14 protein-coding genes are annotated in these 19,908 nt (G+C 62.3%); 7 read left to right on the forward strand and 7 right to left on the reverse strand.

The features are described 5' to 3' along the window. Nucleotides 1-106: 106 nt before the first annotated feature. Nucleotides 107-1,129 carry a thiamine-phosphate kinase gene (thiL, locus tag NW857_RS03665; protein ID WP_414367966.1) on the reverse strand — a complete coding sequence of 341 codons (1,023 nt, stop codon included), beginning with the start codon at nt 1,127-1,129 and terminating at the stop codon, nt 107-109. An 82-nt stretch (nt 1,130-1,211) separates the two neighbouring features. After that, entirely contained in the window at nt 1,212-1,862 is a 651-nt protein-coding gene (locus tag NW857_RS03670; RefSeq protein WP_414334308.1) for a class I SAM-dependent methyltransferase, read from the reverse strand. A 118-nt stretch (nt 1,863-1,980) separates the two neighbouring features. On the opposite strand from NW857_RS03670, the gene NW857_RS03675 reads away from it, so the two are divergent. Continuing rightward, nucleotides 1,981-2,196 carry a hypothetical protein gene (locus NW857_RS03675; protein WP_414334306.1) on the forward strand — a complete coding sequence of 72 codons (216 nt, stop codon included), beginning with the start codon at nt 1,981-1,983 and terminating at the stop codon, nt 2,194-2,196. A gap of 24 nt (nt 2,197-2,220) precedes the next feature. Here NW857_RS03675 and NW857_RS03680 read toward each other — a convergent pair whose 3' ends face one another. Both NW857_RS03680 and NW857_RS03685 read right to left on the reverse strand, forming a co-directional pair. Then, nucleotides 2,221-3,075: an ABC transporter permease gene (locus NW857_RS03680; protein WP_414334304.1), complete on the reverse strand. Its 855-nt coding sequence runs from the start codon at nt 3,073-3,075 to the stop codon at nt 2,221-2,223. A 54-nt stretch (nt 3,076-3,129) separates the two neighbouring features. After that, nucleotides 3,130-4,146 (reverse strand): ATP-binding cassette domain-containing protein, encoded by a 1,017-nt coding sequence (locus NW857_RS03685; protein ID WP_414334302.1) that lies wholly within the window; start codon nt 4,144-4,146, stop codon nt 3,130-3,132. 352 nt (nt 4,147-4,498) lie between these two features. Here NW857_RS03685 and NW857_RS03690 point away from each other — a divergent pair, with 352 nt between their 5' ends. The 5 genes from NW857_RS03690 to NW857_RS03710 all read left to right on the forward strand — a co-directional run bounded on the left by NW857_RS03690 (nt 4,499) and on the right by NW857_RS03710 (nt 15,068). After that, complete coding sequence (locus NW857_RS03690; RefSeq protein WP_414352276.1) at nt 4,499-5,485, forward strand: hypothetical protein; 987 nt, start codon at nt 4,499-4,501, stop codon at nt 5,483-5,485. A 291-nt stretch (nt 5,486-5,776) separates the two neighbouring features. After that, nucleotides 5,777-10,384 (forward strand): glutamate synthase large subunit, encoded by a 4,608-nt coding sequence (gene gltB, locus NW857_RS03695; protein WP_414367969.1) that lies wholly within the window; start codon nt 5,777-5,779, stop codon nt 10,382-10,384. Between the two features lie 98 nt (nt 10,385-10,482). After that, nucleotides 10,483-11,574, forward strand: coding sequence for a magnesium-protoporphyrin IX monomethyl ester (oxidative) cyclase (gene acsF, locus NW857_RS03700; protein WP_414367970.1), 1,092 nt, complete (start codon nt 10,483-10,485; stop codon nt 11,572-11,574). 47 nt (nt 11,575-11,621) lie between these two features. After that, nucleotides 11,622-13,103, forward strand: a complete 1,482-nt coding sequence (locus NW857_RS03705; RefSeq protein WP_414367971.1) for a site-2 protease family protein — start codon at nt 11,622-11,624, stop codon at nt 13,101-13,103. Nucleotides 13,104-13,118: 15 nt separating this feature from the next. Then, nucleotides 13,119-15,068 (forward strand): tetratricopeptide repeat protein, encoded by a 1,950-nt coding sequence (locus NW857_RS03710; protein ID WP_414334295.1) that lies wholly within the window; start codon nt 13,119-13,121, stop codon nt 15,066-15,068. A gap of 157 nt (nt 15,069-15,225) precedes the next feature. Here NW857_RS03710 and NW857_RS03715 read toward each other — a convergent pair whose 3' ends face one another. From NW857_RS03715 to NW857_RS03725, 3 genes are all read right to left on the reverse strand, one after another. Continuing rightward, nucleotides 15,226-16,038 carry a class I SAM-dependent methyltransferase gene (locus tag NW857_RS03715; protein ID WP_414334294.1) on the reverse strand — a complete coding sequence of 271 codons (813 nt, stop codon included), beginning with the start codon at nt 16,036-16,038 and terminating at the stop codon, nt 15,226-15,228. Between the two features lie 126 nt (nt 16,039-16,164). Further along, entirely contained in the window at nt 16,165-18,051 is a 1,887-nt protein-coding gene (gene ftsH / locus NW857_RS03720) for an ATP-dependent zinc metalloprotease FtsH (protein ID WP_414334292.1), read from the reverse strand. 160 nt (nt 18,052-18,211) lie between these two features. Continuing rightward, nucleotides 18,212-19,087, reverse strand: a complete 876-nt coding sequence (locus NW857_RS03725; RefSeq protein ID WP_414367972.1) for an SDR family NAD(P)-dependent oxidoreductase — start codon at nt 19,085-19,087, stop codon at nt 18,212-18,214. Between the two features lie 218 nt (nt 19,088-19,305). Here NW857_RS03725 and NW857_RS03730 point away from each other — a divergent pair, with 218 nt between their 5' ends. Then, nucleotides 19,306-19,878, forward strand: a complete 573-nt coding sequence (locus NW857_RS03730; protein ID WP_414334288.1) for a hypothetical protein — start codon at nt 19,306-19,308, stop codon at nt 19,876-19,878. The last annotated feature ends 30 nt before the right edge of the window (nt 19,879-19,908 follow it).

Here is a 19,908-nt window from a genome sequence, read left to right on the forward strand (position 1 = left end):
TTTTAACTATCCGGCGCCCACCCATCTCTACACTATCATATTCGTCAGCAGCTGCAGATGGGGATAAGAGACAGCCCCTCTCCCAGAGGGAGAGGGGGGATGGGGCTCAAAAGTGCTGGAAGGCGTGCTGGCGGCTGAGGGGTTGTCCGTCACTCAACCACACCGTTCCCTGCGGATCCCAGCCGGTTACTTCCCCAATCCAGGTCGCCCCCGGCAACTGTTCCAGAAGGCGCTGGGCCAGCGCGGGCTCGGCGCTGAGCAACAGCTCAAAATCTTCCCCGCCGTAGAGCGCCCACTCCAGGGCTTGGCCCGGAAAAACATGTTGCAAAGCCGCCGAAATCGGGATCCGCTCCGCCTCGATCCGCGCCTCCACCCCACTGGTCTGGCACACCTGCACCAGAGCATCTGCCAAGCCATCGCTGGTGTCCATGCCGGCCAGGCGCAAAGGATCCGGGATCCCTTCCAAAAGGGGTAATAGATCCAAGCGCGGGCGCGGATATTGGTGCGCCCTGATTAACTGCTCTCGCTCGGCTGCCGCGGCTGAGGATCCCTGTTCGGGATGGAGCAGCAGCTCCAGGCCGGCCCGCGCGTCGCCATGGGGCCCTGTTACGATCAGCCAATCGCCCGGCTGGGCCCGTTTGCGCTCAATAGCCCGCCCCGGCTGTACCGATCCCAGAGCCGTGATCGCCACAAACCGCTGCGGCGACCGACACAGATCCCCCCCTACCAATTCCGCTCCCCAAGGGGCACAACAGGCTTGCATCCCTCGATAGAGCTCCTCCACCCAAGCCACCGGCGTGGATCCCGGCAGGCCCAGGCCCACCAGCAAAGCCAGGGGACGGGATCCCATCGCCGCCAGATCCGAGAGATTGGCCGCCACCGCGCGCCAGCCCACTGCATGGGCCGGGGTGGTTAAGTCGCTGAAGTGAACCCCCTCCACCAAGACATCGGTGGTCACCACCAACTGCCCCTTGGGAGCGGCCAACACTGCCGCGTCATCCCCCACCACCTGGTCAGGGCAGTAGCGCTGTACGATCTGCAACAGCCCTGCCTCGCCAATTGCTGAGATCTCCAGGGGAAAGGGATCGCTGCTTTGCTGAGGAGAGCTGTGAGAAAGACCGGAAAACAAAGGCACCTTTTGCGGACAAACAAAGCGGAAAGAGAGATCTGGATATCAGGATCCAATAGTGCCATGGGCAAGCCGGAGAACTTTATTCTGCCGCTCGCTGTCCAATCAAGGCATAGAAGGGATCCCCGCCTCCTCCTGCCAACAAGCTCAGCCAACCCATGGGGGCAGGCCGCTGGATGGCCTCGACAATCTCGAACCCCGGCACCGACTTAAAATAGCGCTTGACCAGCTCCACCCGCTCTGCTTCCGAGCTGTCCCGCCAAGCCTGAATCGCCTTCTGGAAAAACATGCGGTTGGAGAAGCTGACAATGAAAAGGCCCTGGGGCTTGAGGATGCGGTGCACCTCGGCAAACACCTCTTCCGGCTGCTGCAGGTATTGCACCGAAACCGTATTCAGCACCGCATCGAAGGATTGATCTGGGAAGGGCAGAATTGGGTTTTGGTTCAAGTTCTGGATGAAGAAGTGATGGAGCCGGGGGTTGGCCGCCAGTTCCTCGGCATTCATCCCATGCCCCTCCACATGGGCAAAATCCATCTCCGGCGGCAGATGAGAAACCCAACTGCTCATCAGATCGAGAATGCGGGTCTGGGGCCGCAAATACCGGCGGTACAGGTCGGTGAGCTGGCCGATAAAGCCGGCATCCACGTGGGTTACAAAGCGGGGATAGTCATAAAAGAAGGCATCGTCGCTGGGATCCAACTTGGAGCGCTGCCAATCTTCAAGAACCGCCATGACAAAAATCCTTTGCAAAGCTTAATCAAAGCTAACACTTTGGAACCCTCAGAAAGGGGGCGGGCGTGATAGCGTAGCAGGGCGACGGTGGCAATTTTGCGAGGGACTTCTTGCCGTGATGTCTGCGTCTTACGCTTCTTCGACAGCTCGCTCCTCTTCTGCCGCTGGCTTTGGCCTGCGCGACTATGTAACCGAGCTGCAGCTCCACATGGCCCTGCAAGCCCGCAGCCTCACCCCGTCTCTGGACGTTTCCCCAGCTCAGGACAGCCCCCAGGCCCTGGTGCAGCAGGCGCAAGCGGAGCTGGAGAAGTCCGTCTCCCGCCAGTGGCTTTGAGGGGCACAGCCTGAGCAGAGGTGCTCAAGCCAAACTCTTGCGCAGCACCCCCTGCACCAGCAGAACCGACACCACCACAAACCCCGTCAATAGGCCCAGGGATCCCGCCAGGGTGAGGTCGCCCCAGGGGGCCTGCAGTACCACATCGGCAAAGCTCCAATGGCTGCTGCGGTAAACATGTCGAATCGGCTCGATGGCAAAGGTGAGCGGGTTGAGGCTGGCCACCCAGCGCAGCCAGGTGGGCATAAAGCTGAGGGGAGCCAAAGCCGTGCTGGAAAAGATCAGTGGCAGATTCACCAAAAAGATAAAGGCCAGCAACTGCTGGTGCCCCGGCATAGCAAAGGCCAGGCCTAAGCTCAGGGCTGTAAAGCCCAAGACCAACAGGCCCACGATCAGGGCCACCACCGCCAAGCCCCGCCCGTCCGGGATCCCGGCTCCGAGGGCATAGTCTGCCCCCACGATCACCGCCGTCTGCAGCAGCGCCAAACTGACGATGAACAGGCTAGAGGCCAGCACAATGGAAAAGCGAGAGGTGAGGGGAGCCACCAACAATCGGTTTAAAAATCCAAATTCCCGGTCGAAAATCACCGGCACGCCGGCATTCAAGGCCCCGCCGAAGGCCGTAAACACGATCACCCCTGCCCCCAAAAACTGGGTGTAGTTTTGTCCGGCCCCGAAAATGCCGGCAGGGGCATTCTGGAACAAGGCCCCGAACAAAATCAACCAGAGCAGCGGCTGGATGATGCCGACCAGCAGGGTTGTGGGGCGACGCTGCAGTTGGATAAACAAGCGGCGGGCGAGGGCAAAGGTCTCCTGCCAAAAGTCGGCTGTAAATAGAGGAATTGGGTTGGATGGGGTTGGGGAAGCAGCAGAGGTCATACCAAGGCTCCTGCAAAGTTTTGAATGAGGTAGGGATCGGGAATCAGGGAAAAACTACTTCTTTTTGCCCAGGTTGGCTTCGGCGGCAGCCAGCTCCGCATCCAGGAGCGTTTGCCCGGTTGCCGCCAAATACACGTCATCCAAGCTGGGACGGGATTGGGTGCTGCTGAAGATCTCCAGCCCGTGGGCCTCGAGCTGGGCGCGGATCTGGCTGAGGGGATCCTCCCCATTGCGCTGCACCACCAGGTTGAGGGCGTTGCCCTGGGCGCTGTTGATCACCACTTTTTGGACAAAGGGCAGGGATCCCAGCAGTTCGGCCCCCCGCTGGGCCAGTTCTGGCGGCGCAAACTCCTGCAGCTTGAGAGTGATGCGCTCGCCGCCGACGCGGGCTTTTAGCTCTTCTGGCGTTCCTTCGGCAATTACCTTGCCGCGGTCGATGATGGCCACCCGGTCGGCCAACAGGTCGACCTCCTCCAGGTAATGGCTGCTGAGCACCACCGTAACGCCGGTGTTTTTAAGTTGGCGCAGAAAGTCCCAGATGGCCAGCCGGCTGGGGATATCCAGGCCCACCGTGGGCTCGTCCAAAACCAGCACCTGCGGCTGGTGCAGCAGTCCTGCCGCCAGATCTAGGCGTTTGCGCAAGCCGCCAGAGTAGGTGCCGATGCGTTGGTCGGCCCGGTCGGCCAGCCCCAGCAATTCCAGGACAGCGGCGATCCGCTCTTGGGCCAAGGGGCGAGGCAGGTGGTAGAGATCGGCCTGCAACTGCAACAATTCTCGCCCCGTCAGCACCTTATCCAAGGCCACCTCCTGGGCAACAAAGCCCAGCTTTTCCCGTACCGCCTTGGGATTTTGGTTGACCGGGATCCCGCACACCTCGATCCGACCTGCGTCAGGGCGCAGCAGGGTGCACAGGCAGTGCAGAGTGGTGGTTTTGCCGGCGCCGTTGGGGCCGAGAAGGCCGTAGATCTGGCCGGGCTCTACTTGGAAGGAGACATCTGCCACGGCCACTGTGGAGCCGTAGCGCTTCTGGAGTTGTTCTACCAAGACTGCAGGGGTATCTGACATGGGCATCCACCTTTCGCTCCTTCTAGGCTATCAAGCCGCTCAGGAGAAAGGGGGGGCGCCCCCTCTCGGCAGCTCTGTAGCCGCCGACTCCCTGGGATGGTGGGATCCAGACCGAGGCTCAGGATATAGTGGTTCAGGCGACGCTGAGGGGCTGCAGGTGGATTTTCGCCGATTTCCCGCTCAGCCCGCTCGCGCCGAACGGTCGCCAATGTCTGTTGTGGGGAGGAGATGAATGTTGAAACCAGAGCTCGCCCGCTGGCCTGCGCATCCCACCTGTGCGGGCCCGACTTCCCCTCTTCAATCTCTCATCCAAAATCTCATCAAACCTAAACTGGGATCTTTTGCAGCTTGGGCGATCTTGGCGCTCGGCCTGGTCGGCTGCGGCGAGGCGACAACTCCGCTTAGCCCGCTGGAAAATGCCTTTTTGCGAGCTGACGACTTTGAAATTACAGGGGGATCCCCGACAGCAGGCGGGGTGGGGCCCTACCTTCAGTTCAACGTGCGGCGGCAGCGGGACAACCAGATCTTGAATCGCCCCTTCAACGTCTATGTGGAAAATGCGGGGCTGGCGGAAGGGCGACCTCCTCTGGTCGATAACCAAAACCACCCCATCCTTCTCCAACGCTCGGTGGCTTTTTTGGGCAACGGCCTGGACTTGAACAGGGATGGCCAGCCGGATCCGCCTCCCAGAGAACCTCCCAGCCTCGACAGTAGCCCGCTGCTGCCCTATGCGCCGCCCAACAACTGGCAAAGCCGCGCCGTCCTCGCCTACGTCCCCCGCCAGGCCAACATCCCCGGACGGGGCCCCGGCGACCGCTTTGGCCTCTACTTCTCCTCCATCCTGTCCTACAGGGGGCAACTTCGCTTCCGCGCCCGCGACGAGCTGGGCAACGCTCCCGCCCGCATCTTTGAGGTTACTTATCCCCCGGCACCCAGCCGGGCCAACGTCACCGTCACCTTGGCCAACGTTAGCGCCAGCGCCCAAGAACCGGTGCTCATCGCCATCTGTAACCAGTTGGGGGCTGCTGCCGTGGTGGGCCTGCGGAGCGGCACCTTTACCGAGCTGGTGGATCTTTTGCCGGCCCCCAGCTTGCCGGTGGATCCCAGCTTGAGCGAGCCCATCCGCTACGTGGCCGAAGCCTATCAGTTCAACCGCGAGCGAGCCGTTATCCGCGTCTCCCAGAATGCTGCGGATCCCAGCCGCATGAGCGTTCCCCTCTTGGGATCCGAGGGCACAACCGGCAGGGCAGACTTGACGATGGTGAACTCCACCGCTGATCGGCTCACCTGCTTTAACGACCGGCTCTCCGATCTGCGCAATACATTTTCTGACTTCTTCAGATAACAATTAAGCCACAGCTTTCCACCTGCCGGTTTGCAGCAAGCGGAGCCAGTAAAAGCTGGAATGTACGGCCTGGCTTTCCCAGATCGTCCAAAGTCTGCTGAAGAAGCTAGCCGAAAAAACTCGAAAAATCTGTTCATGGCAAGCTTTTTTGGCTTTCCTGGCTTATTCGATTGCCCTATTGGCAAAATCTAGCCCTGACTTGGGCCTAACCCCTTTTCCTGTCGGATTGGATTGCGATATGCTGGTTTTCCAACTCTAAAATGTGATCGACTCCGAGCTGTTTTTCTGCCCATGAATCCCCATCGCTCCCAGGCTTCGGTTCCTATCCTGCAGGAAAACTGGCACTTTCAAGAGCGGGATGCCTGCGGCGTTGGGTTCCTGGTGGATCGCCAGGGGAGGGCCAGCCACGAGCTGCTGCAAAAAACCCTCCAAGCTCTCACCTGCATGGAGCACCGGGGCGGCTGCGGCGGGGACAGCCAAAGTGGCGATGGAGCCGGCATTACCACGGCCATTCCCTGGGCGCTGCTGCAGGCAGAGAGGGAGGAGATCCGAGCTTGGGATCCCCGCCGCAGTGCTGTGGGCATGGTGTTCTTGCCCCCGGATCCCGCCGAGTGCCAAGCAGTGCGGCAGCTCATCGACGACTACTTGGCCACCACGGAGTGGGGACGGCCCCTCTGGCGCCGGGTGCCGGTCAATCCGGAGTGCCTGGGGCCAATGGCGCGACAAACCCTGCCTTCTATCTGGCAAATGCTCCTCACCCATCCCAGGCTGGAGGGGGATGAGCTGGAGCGACAGCTCTATTTGCTGCGGCGGCGCCTGCGGCGGCAGGTGGAAAGCCGATTCGGCTTTTACTCCATCTATTTTGCTTCCCTCTCCTGCCGGCTCATCGTCTACAAAGGCATGGTGCAGTCAGCCGTGTTGGGCCAGTTTTACCGCGATCTGCACAACCCCCTCTACACCACCGCCTACGCCACCTACCACCGCCGCTTCAGCACCAACACCCTGCCCCGCTGGTCGCTGGCCCAGCCCTTCCGCTACCTCTGCCACAACGGCGAGATCAACACCTACCTGGGCAATGTCAACTGGATGGCTGCCCGCGAGCCCTCTTTGGCCCATCCCCTCTGGGGCGAGGCCATCGAAGAGCTCAAACCCGTCATCGATCCCGGCACCAGCGACTCGGCAGGCTTGGATGCGGTCTTCGAGCTCTTGATCGCGTCGGGCTACTCCAGTCAGCAGGCGATGATGGCGCTGATCCCGGAAGCCTACCGCCACCAGCCGGAGCTGCAGGATCACCCGGAAGTGGTGGACTTCTACGAGTTTTTCGCCGGCCTGCAGGAAGCGTGGGACGGGCCGGCCATGGTGGTCTTCTGCGACGGCAAAACCATTGGCGCCACTCTAGATCGCAATGGCCTGCGCCCGGCCCGCTACGCCCTCAGCCGCGATGGGTTGCTGGTGGTGGCTTCAGAAGCCGGGGTGGTTCCCCTGCCGGAAGCCGAGATCCTAGAAAAGGGGCGGCTGGGACCAGGGCAGATGCTGACGGTGGATCTGCAAAGTGGCCGGCTCTACAAAAACTGGGAGATCAAAGCTCGGGTGGCGGCCCAACACTCTTATGGGGAATGGCTCAAGACCTGCCGCGTCCAGCTGGCCAGCCAAGACTTTGAGGTTGCCCCGCAGCTTGCGGAGGAGCAGTTGCTGCAGGTTCAAACCGCCTGCGGCTACTCCTCGGAAGATGTGGAGATGATCATCGAGGAGATGGCGGCCACAGGCAAGGAGCCGGTTTTCAGCATGGGGGACGACGCGCCGCTGGCGGTGTTCTCCACCCAGCCCCACCCCCTTTACGACTACTTCAAGCAGCGCTTTGCCCAGGTCACCAACCCGGCCATCGATCCCCTGCGGGAAAGCTTGGTGATGTCTTTGGAGGTGTACCTGGGATCCAAAGGCAACCTGCTGGAGATCCGTCCGGAGCATGCTCGCCTGCTGCACCTACGCAGCCCGGTGCTCAACGAGGCGGAGCTAGCTGCCCTGCAGCGGACGCCTTTCTCTTGCCGGACGCTGCCCATCCTCTACCCGGTAGCCGCTGGGCCAGAAGGGCTGGCCGCTCAGGTGCGAGCCCTGTGCCAAAAGGCGGCGCAGGCAGTGCGGGAGGGGGCCGAGATCTTGATCCTTTCGGATCGCGGTCTCAGTGCTGAGCAAGCCTTGATCCCGCCCCTGCTGGCCGTCGGGGCTGTCCACCATCACCTCATCCAGGAGGGGCTGCGCCTACGCGCTTCTCTGGTGGTGGAGACCGCCCAATGCTGGAGTACCCACCACTTTGCCTGCCTGATCGGCTATGGGGCCAGCGCCGTCTGCCCCTACCTGGCCTACGAGGCGGTGCGGCAGTGGTGGCACAAGCCCAAGACGCAAACCCAAATGGCCACCGGCAAGCTGCCCCAGCTCTCTCTGGCCGAAGCCCAACTGAAGTACCGCACGGCCATCGAGGCGGGCTTGCTCAAGATCCTCTCCAAGATGGGCATTTCTCTGCTCTCCAGCTACCACGGGGCGCAGATCTTCGAGGCCATCGGCCTCAGCCAAGAGGTGATCGAGCTGGCCTTCCGCGGCACGGTATCCCGGGTCGGGGGGATGACGCTGGCAGATCTGGCCCGCGAGGGCATGGCCAACCACTGCCGCGCCTTCCCCGAGCTGAGCGCGAAAAAATTGGAGAACTTTGGCTTTATCCAAGCGCGGCCCAAGGGGGAGTACCACATCAACAGCCCGGAGATGGCCAAGCTGCTGCACAAGGCCATCGCCTCAGGACAGCCCGACCACTACGAGATCTACCGGGCCCATCTGCGCCACCGCCCCCCCACAGCCCTGCGGGATCTGCTGGACTTTCGCAGCGACCGGGATCCCATTCCCCTAGAAGAGGTAGAGCCGGCCACCGAGATCTTCAAGCGCTTTGCCACGGGGGGAATGTCGCTGGGAGCCCTCAGCCGCGAGGCCCACGAGACCCTAGCCATTGCCATGAACCGCATTGGCGGCAAGTCCAACTCCGGCGAAGGTGGAGAAGATCCGGAGCGCTACATCCCCATCACCGATGTGACGCCGGAGGGCACCTCGGCGCGCTTCCCCCACCTGAAGGGCCTGCGCATGGGGGACAACGCCAGCTCGGCAGTGAAGCAGGTGGCTTCGGGCCGCTTTGGCGTGACGCCAGAGTACCTGCTCAACGCGCGGCAAATCGAGATCAAAATTGCCCAGGGAGCCAAGCCGGGCGAGGGCGGACAACTGCCGGGCAAAAAGGTCAGCCCCTACATTGCCAAGCTGCGCCGCTCCAAGCCGGGGGTGACCTTGATCTCGCCGCCGCCCCACCACGACATCTACTCGATTGAGGATCTGGCCCAGTTGATCTTCGACCTGCACCAGGTCAACCCGCAGGCGCAGGTGTCGGTGAAGCTGGTGGCGGAGGTGGGCATCGGCACCGTGGCGGCGGGGGTGGCCAAGGCCAATGCCGACATCATCCAGATCTCCGGCCACGAGGGAGGCACAGGGGCTTCTCCTTTGAGCTCGATCAAACACGCGGGGGCGCCCTGGGAGCTAGGCCTGGTGGAAGTGCATCACGCCCTGCTGGAGAACGGCCTGCGGCAGCGGGTGATTCTGCGGGTGGACGGCGGCATTCGCACCGGCTGGGAAGTGGTGATGGCGGCCATGCTGGGGGCGGAAGAGTTTGGCTTCGGGACAGTGGCCATGATTGCCGAGGGGTGCATCATGGCGCGGGTCTGCCACACCAACAACTGCCCGGTGGGGGTGACCAGCCAGAAAGAGGAGCTGCGCAAGCGCTTCCCCGGCACTCCTGACCAGGTAGTAACTTTCTTTACCTTTGTGGCCGAGGAGGTGCGCCAAGTCCTAGCCCAACTGGGCTACCGCTCCTTGGAGGAGGTGATCGGCCGGGTGGATCTACTCTGCCCCCGTACCGACGCGGCTCTGGAGAAAACCCAGTCCCTCAACTTGGACTATCTGCTGCGGACTCCCCCCGGCTTCGATCCCCACCAGCGGCCCGAGTGGATAGACCATGAGCTGGTGCATGGCAACGGCCCGGTGCTGGACGAGGCAATCCTGGCGCGGCCCGAGGTGCAAAAGGCCATCGAGACCTGCGACACAGCTACAGTGGAGCTCCCCATCGCCAACACGGATCGCTGCGTGGGCGGACGCATTGCCGGCACCCTGGCCCGGCTGTATGGGGATACCGGCTTTGCCCGACAAGGGGGGCTACTGGATCTGCGCTTTGTGGGCAGCGCCGGCCAGAGCTTTGGGGCCTTTACCTTGGCGGGCATGCGCCTGACCCTGACGGGGGAAGCCAACGACTACGTGGGTAAGAGCATGTGTGGCGGTGAAATTGTCATTCTGGCTCCCCCAGAAGCTCCGCGGGATCCAGCAGAAAACGTCATCCTAGGCAACACCTGTCTGTACGGGGCCACCGGCGGATCCCTGTTTGCCAACGGCCAGGCGGGAGAGCGCTTTGCCGTGCGCAACTCCGGCGCTCAGGCGGTAATCGAGGGATCCGGCGACCACTGCTGCGAATACATGACCGGCGGCGTGGTGGTGGTGCTGGGGCGGGTGGGCCGCAACCTGGGGGCGGGCATGACCGGCGGCCTGGCCTACGTGCTGGACGAGGAGGGCAATTTCCCCGCCAAGGTCAACGGCGAGATCGTGCGCATCCAGCGGATACAGACGGCGGCGGCGGAAGCGCAACTGAAGGGCCTGATCCAGGAGCACTACCGCCGCACCCATTCCCCCAAAGCCGAGCGCATCCTGCAGAACTGGGAGCGCTACTTGCCCCTGTTTTGGCAGGTGATCCCGCCTTCGGAGGAGGGGAGTGAGCTGACGGATCCGGCGCGATCCCAGCCGGTGGCGCTGCCGTCGTAGGGGATCCGGGGCCTGTCGGTAACACTTCTTATCCCCTCGACGGCCAAAGAGGCTGGTAAACTGCGAGAGTATACTGGCCTTTTCATCCTGTAACCCCTATGAGTTCCACTTTGCAAGCTGCCCAAACCCAGGCGCGAGTGCCCACTGAGACCATCCTGACACCGCGCTTCTACACCACCGACTTCGAGGCCATCGGCAAGATGGGGTTAGGCGATCGAGAGGCCGACTTCCGGGCCATCCTGGAGGAGTTTCGCGCCGACTACAACCGCCACCACTTTGTCCGCGGCGAGGAGTTCAACCAAGACTGGGAAAGCCGGCTTGATCCGGAGGCGCGGCGGCTGTTTGTGGAGTTTTTGGAGCGCTCCTGCACGGCGGAGTTCTCTGGCTTCCTGCTCTACAAGGAGCTATCTCGCAAGCTGAAGGAGACCAACCCGGTTTTGGCTGAGTGCTTTGCCCTGATGAGCCGCGACGAGGCCCGCCACGCCGGCTTCCTCAACCGCGCCATGGGCGACTTTAACTTGGCCTTGGACCTGAGCTTTTTGACCAAGCACAAGTCCTACACCTATTTCGCGCCCCGCTTCATCTTCTACGCCACCTATCTCTCCGAGAAGATCGGCTACTGGCGCTACATCCTTATCTACCGCCACCTCGAAGCTCACCCCGAAGACCGCATCTACCCCATCTTCAACTTCTTCAAGAACTGGTGCCAGGACGAGAACCGCCACGGCGATTTCTTTGCCCTCATGCTCCTGAGCCAGCCGCGGCTGCTCAAGGGATGGGTGGCGGAGCTGTGGTGCCGCTTCTTCCTGCTGTCGGTGTTTGCCACCATGTACCTCAACGACGTGGGCGAGCGCCCGGATTTCTACCGTCTCATCGGCCTGGATCCCCATACCTACGACATGGAGGTGATCTACAAGACCAACCGCGAGGCGGCCAAGGTCTTCCCGGTGGTGCTGGATGTGGAGAACCCGGAGTTTGTGCGCCGGCTGCAGAAGTGCGTGGCCAACAACGCCAAGTTGAGGGAGATTGCCCGCGGATCTGGCCCCTTCAAGGGCCTGCGTAAGCTGCCCCTTTACCTCAACAACGCCTACCAGTTCCTGCAGCTGTTCCTGCTCAAACCGCGCAAAGCTGGCTTTTACTTGTGGGAGCAGCCGGAGCCTCGTTTTGAAGAAGCGCCTGTTTCTGCTTGAGCGGCTCTTGATTCCAGCTCAGTATCGGTAAGCCTCGTAGGTCAGCCATGAACATCGCCGCCGAGATTACGCCCCTCTTTTTGTTGGGAACGCTGGCGTTTTTGGGTTGGGGTTTCTGGCGAGCCCGCCGGCGGGGATCCCTGGCCGTCTGGGTGTGGTTCCAGGGATCCCTGCTCCTTTTGCCGTGGGTGGTCTTCCTGGGGCTGCTGCTGTTTGGGGTTTACCTCAGCTTTGCTGGCTTCCTGCTGCTATTGCTGGTGTTCACGGGGCTCTACATTGCCGTGGGGCGCAAAACCCGCCAGTTGGCCCAGCAGGAGCTGCAGGCGCGGCGACAGCAGTTGGCCCAGATGGAGGAGCGGCAGGAAATCCCCTCGGAAGGGGCTGGGGAGACGCCTGTCGAGCAACCTTTGGTCTTGCGGGGCATCTCTGCGGAAGATTTGCAGGCGATTCAATCCATCTTCGGTCTGGACACCTTCTTCGTCACCGAGACCATCCCCTATGGGGAGGGGGCGATCTTCAAGGGCAACCTGCGCGGCGAGGCAGAGGTGGTGGTGCCCCTGCTGACAGAAAAGCTGAAGGAACGAGTGGGCGGCCGCTACCAACTGTTTTTGGTGGAGGATGCCTCGGAAAAGCCGGCGGTGGTGGTCTTGCCAGATGAGATTGTCAACTACCGCGCTTCGACAGGGGCACAGATCCTGGCTGCGGGCCTAATGATAGCTAGCTTTCTGGCCACTTTGGAGGTGGGGGCAAATCTGTTGGGCTTTCGGCTGTTGGAGGCGCCGGGGCGCTGGGTGGAGGCCCTGCCGGTGGCGGCGGGGATCTTTGCCATTTTGCTGGTGCACGAGACCGGACACCGCTGGATGGCCGGCAAGTACGGCGTACGCCTCAGCCCAGCTTTTGTTATTCCCAGTTTGGGGATCGGCACGCTGGGATCCCTAAACCGCATCCAGTCGCCGGTGCCCAACCGCAAGGCCCTGTTTGACATTGCCTTTGCCGGCCCGGCGGCGGGGGGTCTCCTTTCCTTGGTGGTGCTGCTGGTTGGCCTGAAGCTCTCCGGCTCCGGTGGCCTATACGTGCCCACGGAGATCTTCCGTAGTTCCATCCTGGTGGGCACGCTGGCGCGGCTGGTGCTGGGATCCCAGTTGCAGGCGGAGCTGGTGCCCATTCACCCCTTCGTGGCCGTGGGCTGGATTGGCCTGGCCATCACCGCCTTGAGCCTTTTGCCGGCAGGGCAGTTGGACGGCGGGCGGATCGTGCAGGCGGTGTACGGGCGCAAGACGGCGGCACGTGCCACAGTGATTACCCTGATTGCCCTGGCGGTGGCGGCCATCAGTAACGTTTTGGCTCTCTACTGGGCGCTGCTGATTCTCTTTATTGCCCGCGAGCCGGAGCGTCCGCCGCAGGATGAGATTACCGAGACCGACGGCCAACGGGATGCCTTGGCGCTGCTGGCCCTCTTTTTGATGGTGATGACCCTGCTGCCCATTGCCCCGGCCTTGGCGGGCTTCCTCAACCTCCCCAACGGCTAAAGTCTGGGAAGCTCGATGTCGCCGCCGGGAAAGGGCTTTGGTCCCAGCCGAGATAATAGAGAGAAGCACCTGCAGCGCCTGCTGCTTCAGGCTGTCCACCATCACCAGGCGGGGCAACTGCAGGAGGCCATCTCCCTCTACCAACAGGTGTTGCAAGCCCAGCCCGCCCACCCGGAGGCGCTGCACCTCTTGGGGGTCTGTCGGCAGCAGCAGGGATCCCTGGAAGAAGCCATTGCCCTGATGCAGCAGGCCTTGGCGCAGCAGCCGTGGTTTCCCGACGCCCACTTGAATTTGGGCATTGTTCTCAAGCAGGCGGGGCGGCTGGGGGAGGCAAAAGCCCACCTCCAGCAGGCCTTGGAGCAGGGGGGACCGGATCCGGAAGTTCTGTACCAGTTGGGACTGGTGCTGCGGCAGCAGGGGGAGTTGGAGGCGGCCCTGGTGCCGCTGAGGCAGGCTCTGGAGTTGCAGCCAGACTTTGCCGATGCTGCCTATACGCTGGCCATCCTGCTGCGGGACTGTGGCCGGGAGGAGGAAGCGGCAGAGCTGTTCTACCGCCTCTGGCAAGCCGATCCGGCCGATTTGGCGGCGGCCCTGGGCTGGTGTGTCAGCCAGTTGCCCCTGCTCTACGACACCTCTGAGCAGATCCCAGTTGCCCGGGAGCGCTACCGCCAGGCCCTGGAAAAGGTCAGGGCCCGCTGGGCACAACTGCCGCGGGATCCCAAAACCCTGGAGCGGGCGGCTGCTGGTGTTGGCTCCGTCCAACCCTTCTTTTTGCCCTACCAGGGCCAGAACGACCGCGAGCTGCAGCACCTGTACGGATCCCTGGTGGGGGAGGTGATGGCGGCCCGCCACCCCCAGCCCCCCGTTCTCCTGCGGCGCCGTCCTGGGCGGCTGCGGGTGGGCATCGTCTCCGGCCTGTTCCGGGATCACTCTGTTTGGAAGATCCTGACCCACGGCTGGGTAGAAGCTTTGGATCGCTCCCAAGTGGCCCTCTACGGCTTCCACACCTCGGCCGTCCAAGACGAGATTACGCGCTCCCTGCCACCGCGTTTTGAGCAGTTTATAGCCGGATCCCGCAGCTTGGCGGAGTGGCAGGCGATCATTCGAGAGGCGCAACTGGACGTGCTCCTCTACCCGGAAGTGGGCATCGATCCCGTCTGCGCCCAGTTGGCCGCCTTGCGTTTGGCCCCTGTGCAGGCCATGGCCTGGGGACATCCGCAAACCTCTGGCCTGCCGACGCTGGACGTTTTCATCAGCAGCGAACTGATGGAGCCGTCGGATGGGACCGGCCACTACACCGAGCAGCTCCTGCCCCTGCCCGGCATCGGCACCTACTACATTCCTCTGGCTATTGACCCCGCCCCTGTGGACTGGCCAGCCTGGGGTATGGATCCCGATAGGGTGCTCTACCTCTGCGCCCAATCTCTGTTTAAGTACCTGCCCCTGTACGACGAGGTCTTCCCCCGCATTGCTCGGGAGGTGGGGCGGTGTCAATTCCTGTTTTTGCGGGGCCGCCTCTCCCAAGGGATCCGCCAGCGCTTTTGGCAACGGCTGCAGCGGGCCTTCCGCGCCTACGGCCTGGCCGCGGAAGACTATGTGCTGCTGCTGCCGGAACTCTCCCCCGCCCAATATGCCGCCTACAACGCCCTGGGAGATGTTTACCTGGACAGCATTGGCTGGTCTGGCGGCAACACCACCCTGGAAGCCCTGCCCCACGGCCTGCCCATCGTCACGCTGCCGGGATCCCTGATGCGGGGTCGCCACACCTACGCCATCCTGCAGCAGATGGGGATCCACGCAACCATCGCCTCTAACCTAGATGAGTATGTCCAGATTGCCGTGCGGCTGGGCCTGGATGACCGCTGGCGCGAACAGATGGGCCAGCAGGTAAAAGCCCGCCAGGAGCGCGTCTACCGGGATCCGGCCCCCATCCGCGCCCTGGAAGCCTGGTTGCAAAGCCTATAGGTGTGAGAAATCACAGTCGTTTCAAACAAGATTGAGACGCCCTCACCCCCAGCCCCTCTCCTTTGTGGGAGAGGGGAGCTAGAGATCAACCAGCAAGCTATTCCATAACTGCTTGCTATAAAAAAGGGATAGAGCGGCAAGGGATCTACATGGCCGGTTAGGAGCGCAGCGCCCGCACAAAGGCCACCCAACCCAGGCTGAGATAGCGCTCCAGGTGCAACCCCACCTGCTGAAAGTGCTCACGCAACTGGGTTTCTGAGAAAAACCGAAGGCCGCTTGCTTCCAACCACCGCTGCACCATCTGCCCCCATCCCTGCACCTGCTGGCTGTGCATCGAGACAAACACCCCTCCCGGTTGCAAAACACGGGCAACTTCCCGCAGACAGGGATGCAAAGGCACTTCGTTCAGGGTGGCGCCGCTGATCACCGCCCCAAACGTTCCAGAGGCGAGGGGAAGCTGTTCGGCTCGGGCCCGCACCAGGCTGTAGCGCTGCCAGTGGGGCTGCGCCTGTTGGGCTGCCTCGGCCAATACCCCTGCCGCATTGTCCAAGCCGATCACCGTCCGCTGCGGATCCCTGGCCAGGAGCAAGCGGCTCCAGTACCCCCCTGCCGTGCCCAAGTCCAAGACGGGATCCGCCTCGCCCACCAGTTCCGCCAGCAATTGGCCTTCCCGCTCGCTGCCGAAGCTCTCTCCCGACAACAGCGACAGTGCCCAAGGCCGCCAGAGGCGATCGTAGCCCCAGGCAAACCCGGGCAGATGGGCAATGGCCTGAGCGGGAGTGAGCGGCCAGTCCGGCAAGGTGGCCAAAAAATCCACCGCTCCAAAGGCGGTGATGGGGTAAATTTGCCCGCAACTGGGACAGTAAACCCGATCCGCCGCGGATCCCGGCTCACGTCCCGGTGACAGGTTCAGCCCGTCTTGACCACAGCTCAGGCAGCGGTAGAGGTGAACCGGCAAAGCAGAGAGCATGAGACAGCCCAACGCAACCCACAACCCGCAAGGCAAAGAGGGCAGCCGCCGGGACCCAACCCCCAACAACCGCCCTCCCAAGTTAATCCATGCAACACCCCAGACCAACCATCTAGAGAGGATCCCTCAGATCAACTTTGGACTGGGCAAGCCGACCTTCTCTGGGATGGGCACATACTCTGAGACAATCGCCCGGAACTCGTCCCCATCCAACGTCTCCCGCTCTACCAAAGTATCGGCCAGGCGATCCAGCAGAACGCGGTGTTCCAACAAAATTTGCTTGGCTTTCTGGTAGCAGCTCTCCAGGATCTGCCGCACCTGGCGGTCGATCTTGGCGGCCACGTCCTCGGAGTACTCGACGCGGTTCATCCAGCCGCCGCCCAAGAATACCTCGTTGTTGGGCGGATCCAACATCAGCGGCCCCAGCTCGGACATGCCAAAGCGGGTCACCATCTGCCGCACCAGATTCGTGTTCTGCTGCAGGTCGTTGCTGGCTCCGGTGGTCACTTCCGAGTAGCCGAAAACGATCTCCTCAGCCGCCCGACCGCCAAAGCCCACAACCACCCGATCCAACAGCCAAGCGCGGCTGTACATGCCGGAGTCGATCTGCTCTTCGTTGGGCAGTTGCTGGGCAAAGCCACCCGCGCCGCCGGAACGAGGAATAATCGTCACCTTGTTCAAGGGATCCGCATGGGGCAGCAGCGTCATCAGCAGAGCATGGCCGCACTCGTGGTAAGCGATCAGGCGCTTGCTCTTGCCGTCCAATAGCGGCGGCTTGGTCAGGCCGATGGTGATGCGGTCGATGGCATCGTCGATGTCTTGGTTGGTGATGGCCATGCGCTGACGGCGGGCCGCCAAAATGGCTGCCTCATTGAGCAGGTTGGCCAGATCCGCACCAGCAAAGCCGGGAGTGCGGCGGGCAATGGCCTCCAGGCTGACCTCTTCTGCCAACTTTTTGTTGCGGGCATGCACGCGCAAGATCTCGTAGCGCCCCTTAAAGGTGGGCCGATCCACCGTAACCTGGCGGTCAAACCGCCCCGGACGCAGGAGAGCCGCATCCAACACATCCGGGCGGTTGGTGGCCGCAATCACGATGATGCCGGTGTTGCCCTCAAAGCCGTCCATCTCCGTGAGCAACTGGTTCAGGGTTTGCTCGCGTTCGTCGTTGCCACCGCCGATGCCGGCCCCCCGCTGTCGGCCCACCGCGTCGATCTCGTCGATGAAGATGATACAGGGAGCATTCTCCTTGGCCTTCTTGAAGAGATCCCGCACGCGAGAGGCCCCCACCCCGACAAACATCTCCACAAACTCAGAGCCGGAAAGGCTGAAAAAGGGCACCCCTGCCTCGCCAGCAATGGCTTTGGCCAAGAGGGTTTTACCCGTCCCCGGCGGCCCCACCAGCAACACGCCTTTGGGGATCTTGGCCCCCACCGCGGTGAAGCGCTCCGGCTTCTTCAGAAAGGTAACCACCTCTTGCAGCTCTTCTTTGGCCTCTTCGATCCCGGCCACATCGTCGAACTTAACACCGGTTTTGGCTTCCATCTGGAAGCGGGCCCGCGACTTGCCGAAGTTCATCGCCTGCCCGGGGCCGCCCGCTCCCCCACCGGCGCGCCGCAGGAACAAGAACAGCCCCCCCAACAGCAGCACCGGGATGATCAGGTTGCCCAAAATCGCCCAGAAGGCGCTGCCGTCGCGGGTGGGCACCACGGCCACCTCGATCCCCTGCTCGGTGAGGCGATCCACCAGTTGCGGCACGGTGTTGGGCAGCAGGTTCACTCGGTAGCGGGTGGAATGCTGTGTCTGCGGATCGACAGCTGTAACTTCGGCAACCAGGTTGTTGTCCGTGAGGCGCACATCGGTAACCCGCCCCTCCTCGACGTAGCGCAAAAAGCGATCGTAGGTGAGGGCAGAGGCCAGGGCAGCGTGGGCAGGAACCAGACCAGATCCCTGCCAGAGACAAAGGCCCAGCACAAGGGCGATCAACCAGCGCTGGGCAGATAGAGGCTTGTTCATAAGGAAGAGGAACACCCGGTGATTAAAAGTCCTTTAACAAACTTAACCTGTCCATCCTGGAAGACACAACCCTGCCCTGGCCTCGATGAGATCTCCAACTCCAATGAACTTGAGATCTTGCTGATGGGGATCCCTGCCGGAGTGGGATGATCCCCTGCAACTAGGCCGAGCCGGAGGATCCCAGCCGATCCAGCCCATAGACCCGCCGCCACATTTGGTCGGCCAGAGCGGCGGGCAGCAGCCGCATCAGCCCCAGCGCCACCTTGCCGCCGGTGAAAGCAGTGTAGCGGTCGGAAGGGTGGGGATCCGTCATGGCTCTCAGGATCGGCTCCACCACCTTCTCCACCGGCCAGGCCATTTTGTTGAACGAGCTGGCCAGATCGGCAGTTTTGTCCAAGATCGCCTTGTAGGGGCCATTTGGGTTGACAACAGCAGCAAAGGTCTCTTCAGCCACGCGGCCAAACTCGGTGGCCACCGGCCCCGGCTCGATCAAGATAACCTTGATGCCGAAGGGGGCCACTTCCACCCGCAGGGCGTCGCTGAGGGCCTCCACGGCAAACTTAGTGGCGTTGTAAACCCCACTGAAAGGCATCGACATCTGGCCAGCCACCGAGCTGAGGTTGAGGATGCGGCCGCTGCCTCGTTCCCGCATTTGGGGCAAGAGGGCGCGGGTGAGGGCGTGCAGGCCAAACACGTTGACCTCGAACTGGCGTCGCATCGCCGCCACATCCACCTCTTCCACCGGCCCCATCTGGCCATAGCCGGCGTTGTTCACCAGGATATCCACCCGGCCAAAGCGATCCAGAGCCTTTTGGGCCAGCGCCTCCACCTGGGCCGTATCGGCCATGTCGGTGGGCACCACCAGCGCTTCTGTCCCCTGCTTCTCCACCAAGTCCTTGACGTTTTGTAGCAGCCCCTCTCGGCGGGCCGCCAGCACCAAGCGGGCCCCGCGTTTGGCCGCTTCCAGGGCAACGGCCTCTCCAATGCCGGCAGAGGCTCCGGTGATCAGCACCACCTGATTGGCAAGTGAAGGCATGGCTTTCTTTCCTGCAAACTTTTTCCATCCTAGAAGGATTTCCGGGATCCCTGGAGAGGGGCAACCCCGCCCTTGGAGTTTCCGTATTCGGCACCCGGTATTGTGGCTATGATTAGATGAACCCGGGAAACGGCTAGGGTAGAGCTCGACGGACGAGTTCTTCTTGGGCGGGTGTCTTCGGGTGTGAAGTAGCGAGTTGCGGGTAGGATGCAGCGACTGTGAAGTACTTCCGCAGGCGAGTTGGCCGAGGTCGAGCTCCGTTGCCGGGGGCGGTTACCGAGGCTCGGTTGGCTCAATTGCTCAGGGCAGCGGAGGCTAACTTACAGGCCAACTCTGAGCTACGCCAACAGCAGCAAGAACAGCAGCGACAACTGGAGGCCGAGCGCCGCCACAGCGAAGCCCTGCGCGATGCCACGGCCGACTTGCGCACCAGCGTGATGGAGTTGCGGGAGGGGCAAGCCTTTTGGCAAAGCCAGGTGGACGAGCTGCGCTCTTGTCTGCGGGATTTGCTCAAGGAACAAAGCGAACTGGTGCAGATCATCGCCCAGCAGCAGCACATCCTGAAGGACTGTAAGGAAGTCATCCGCGCCATTCTGGAGCAAATGCGGGATGACCACCGCGACTTCCGCTCCGCCATCGGCATTTTGCTGGAGGAACTGCACCAAACCGTGCGCTGCCTGGTTCTCAAGTCGGGCGGCACCCTTCCCAAGCCTGTCCGCCACCCCGAAGCGCCGGATCCCGGCTCCCAGCCGCCTGATTCTGCCTCGCCTGGGGATGGCTCTCTGTCCTAGCAACCCAGACTTCTGCCTTCCCCGAACGCT

It is taken from the genome of Synechococcus sp. H55.9 (genome assembly GCF_047462355.1).
In the GTDB taxonomy this organism is placed as follows: domain Bacteria; phylum Cyanobacteriota; class Cyanobacteriia; order Thermostichales; family Thermostichaceae; genus Thermostichus.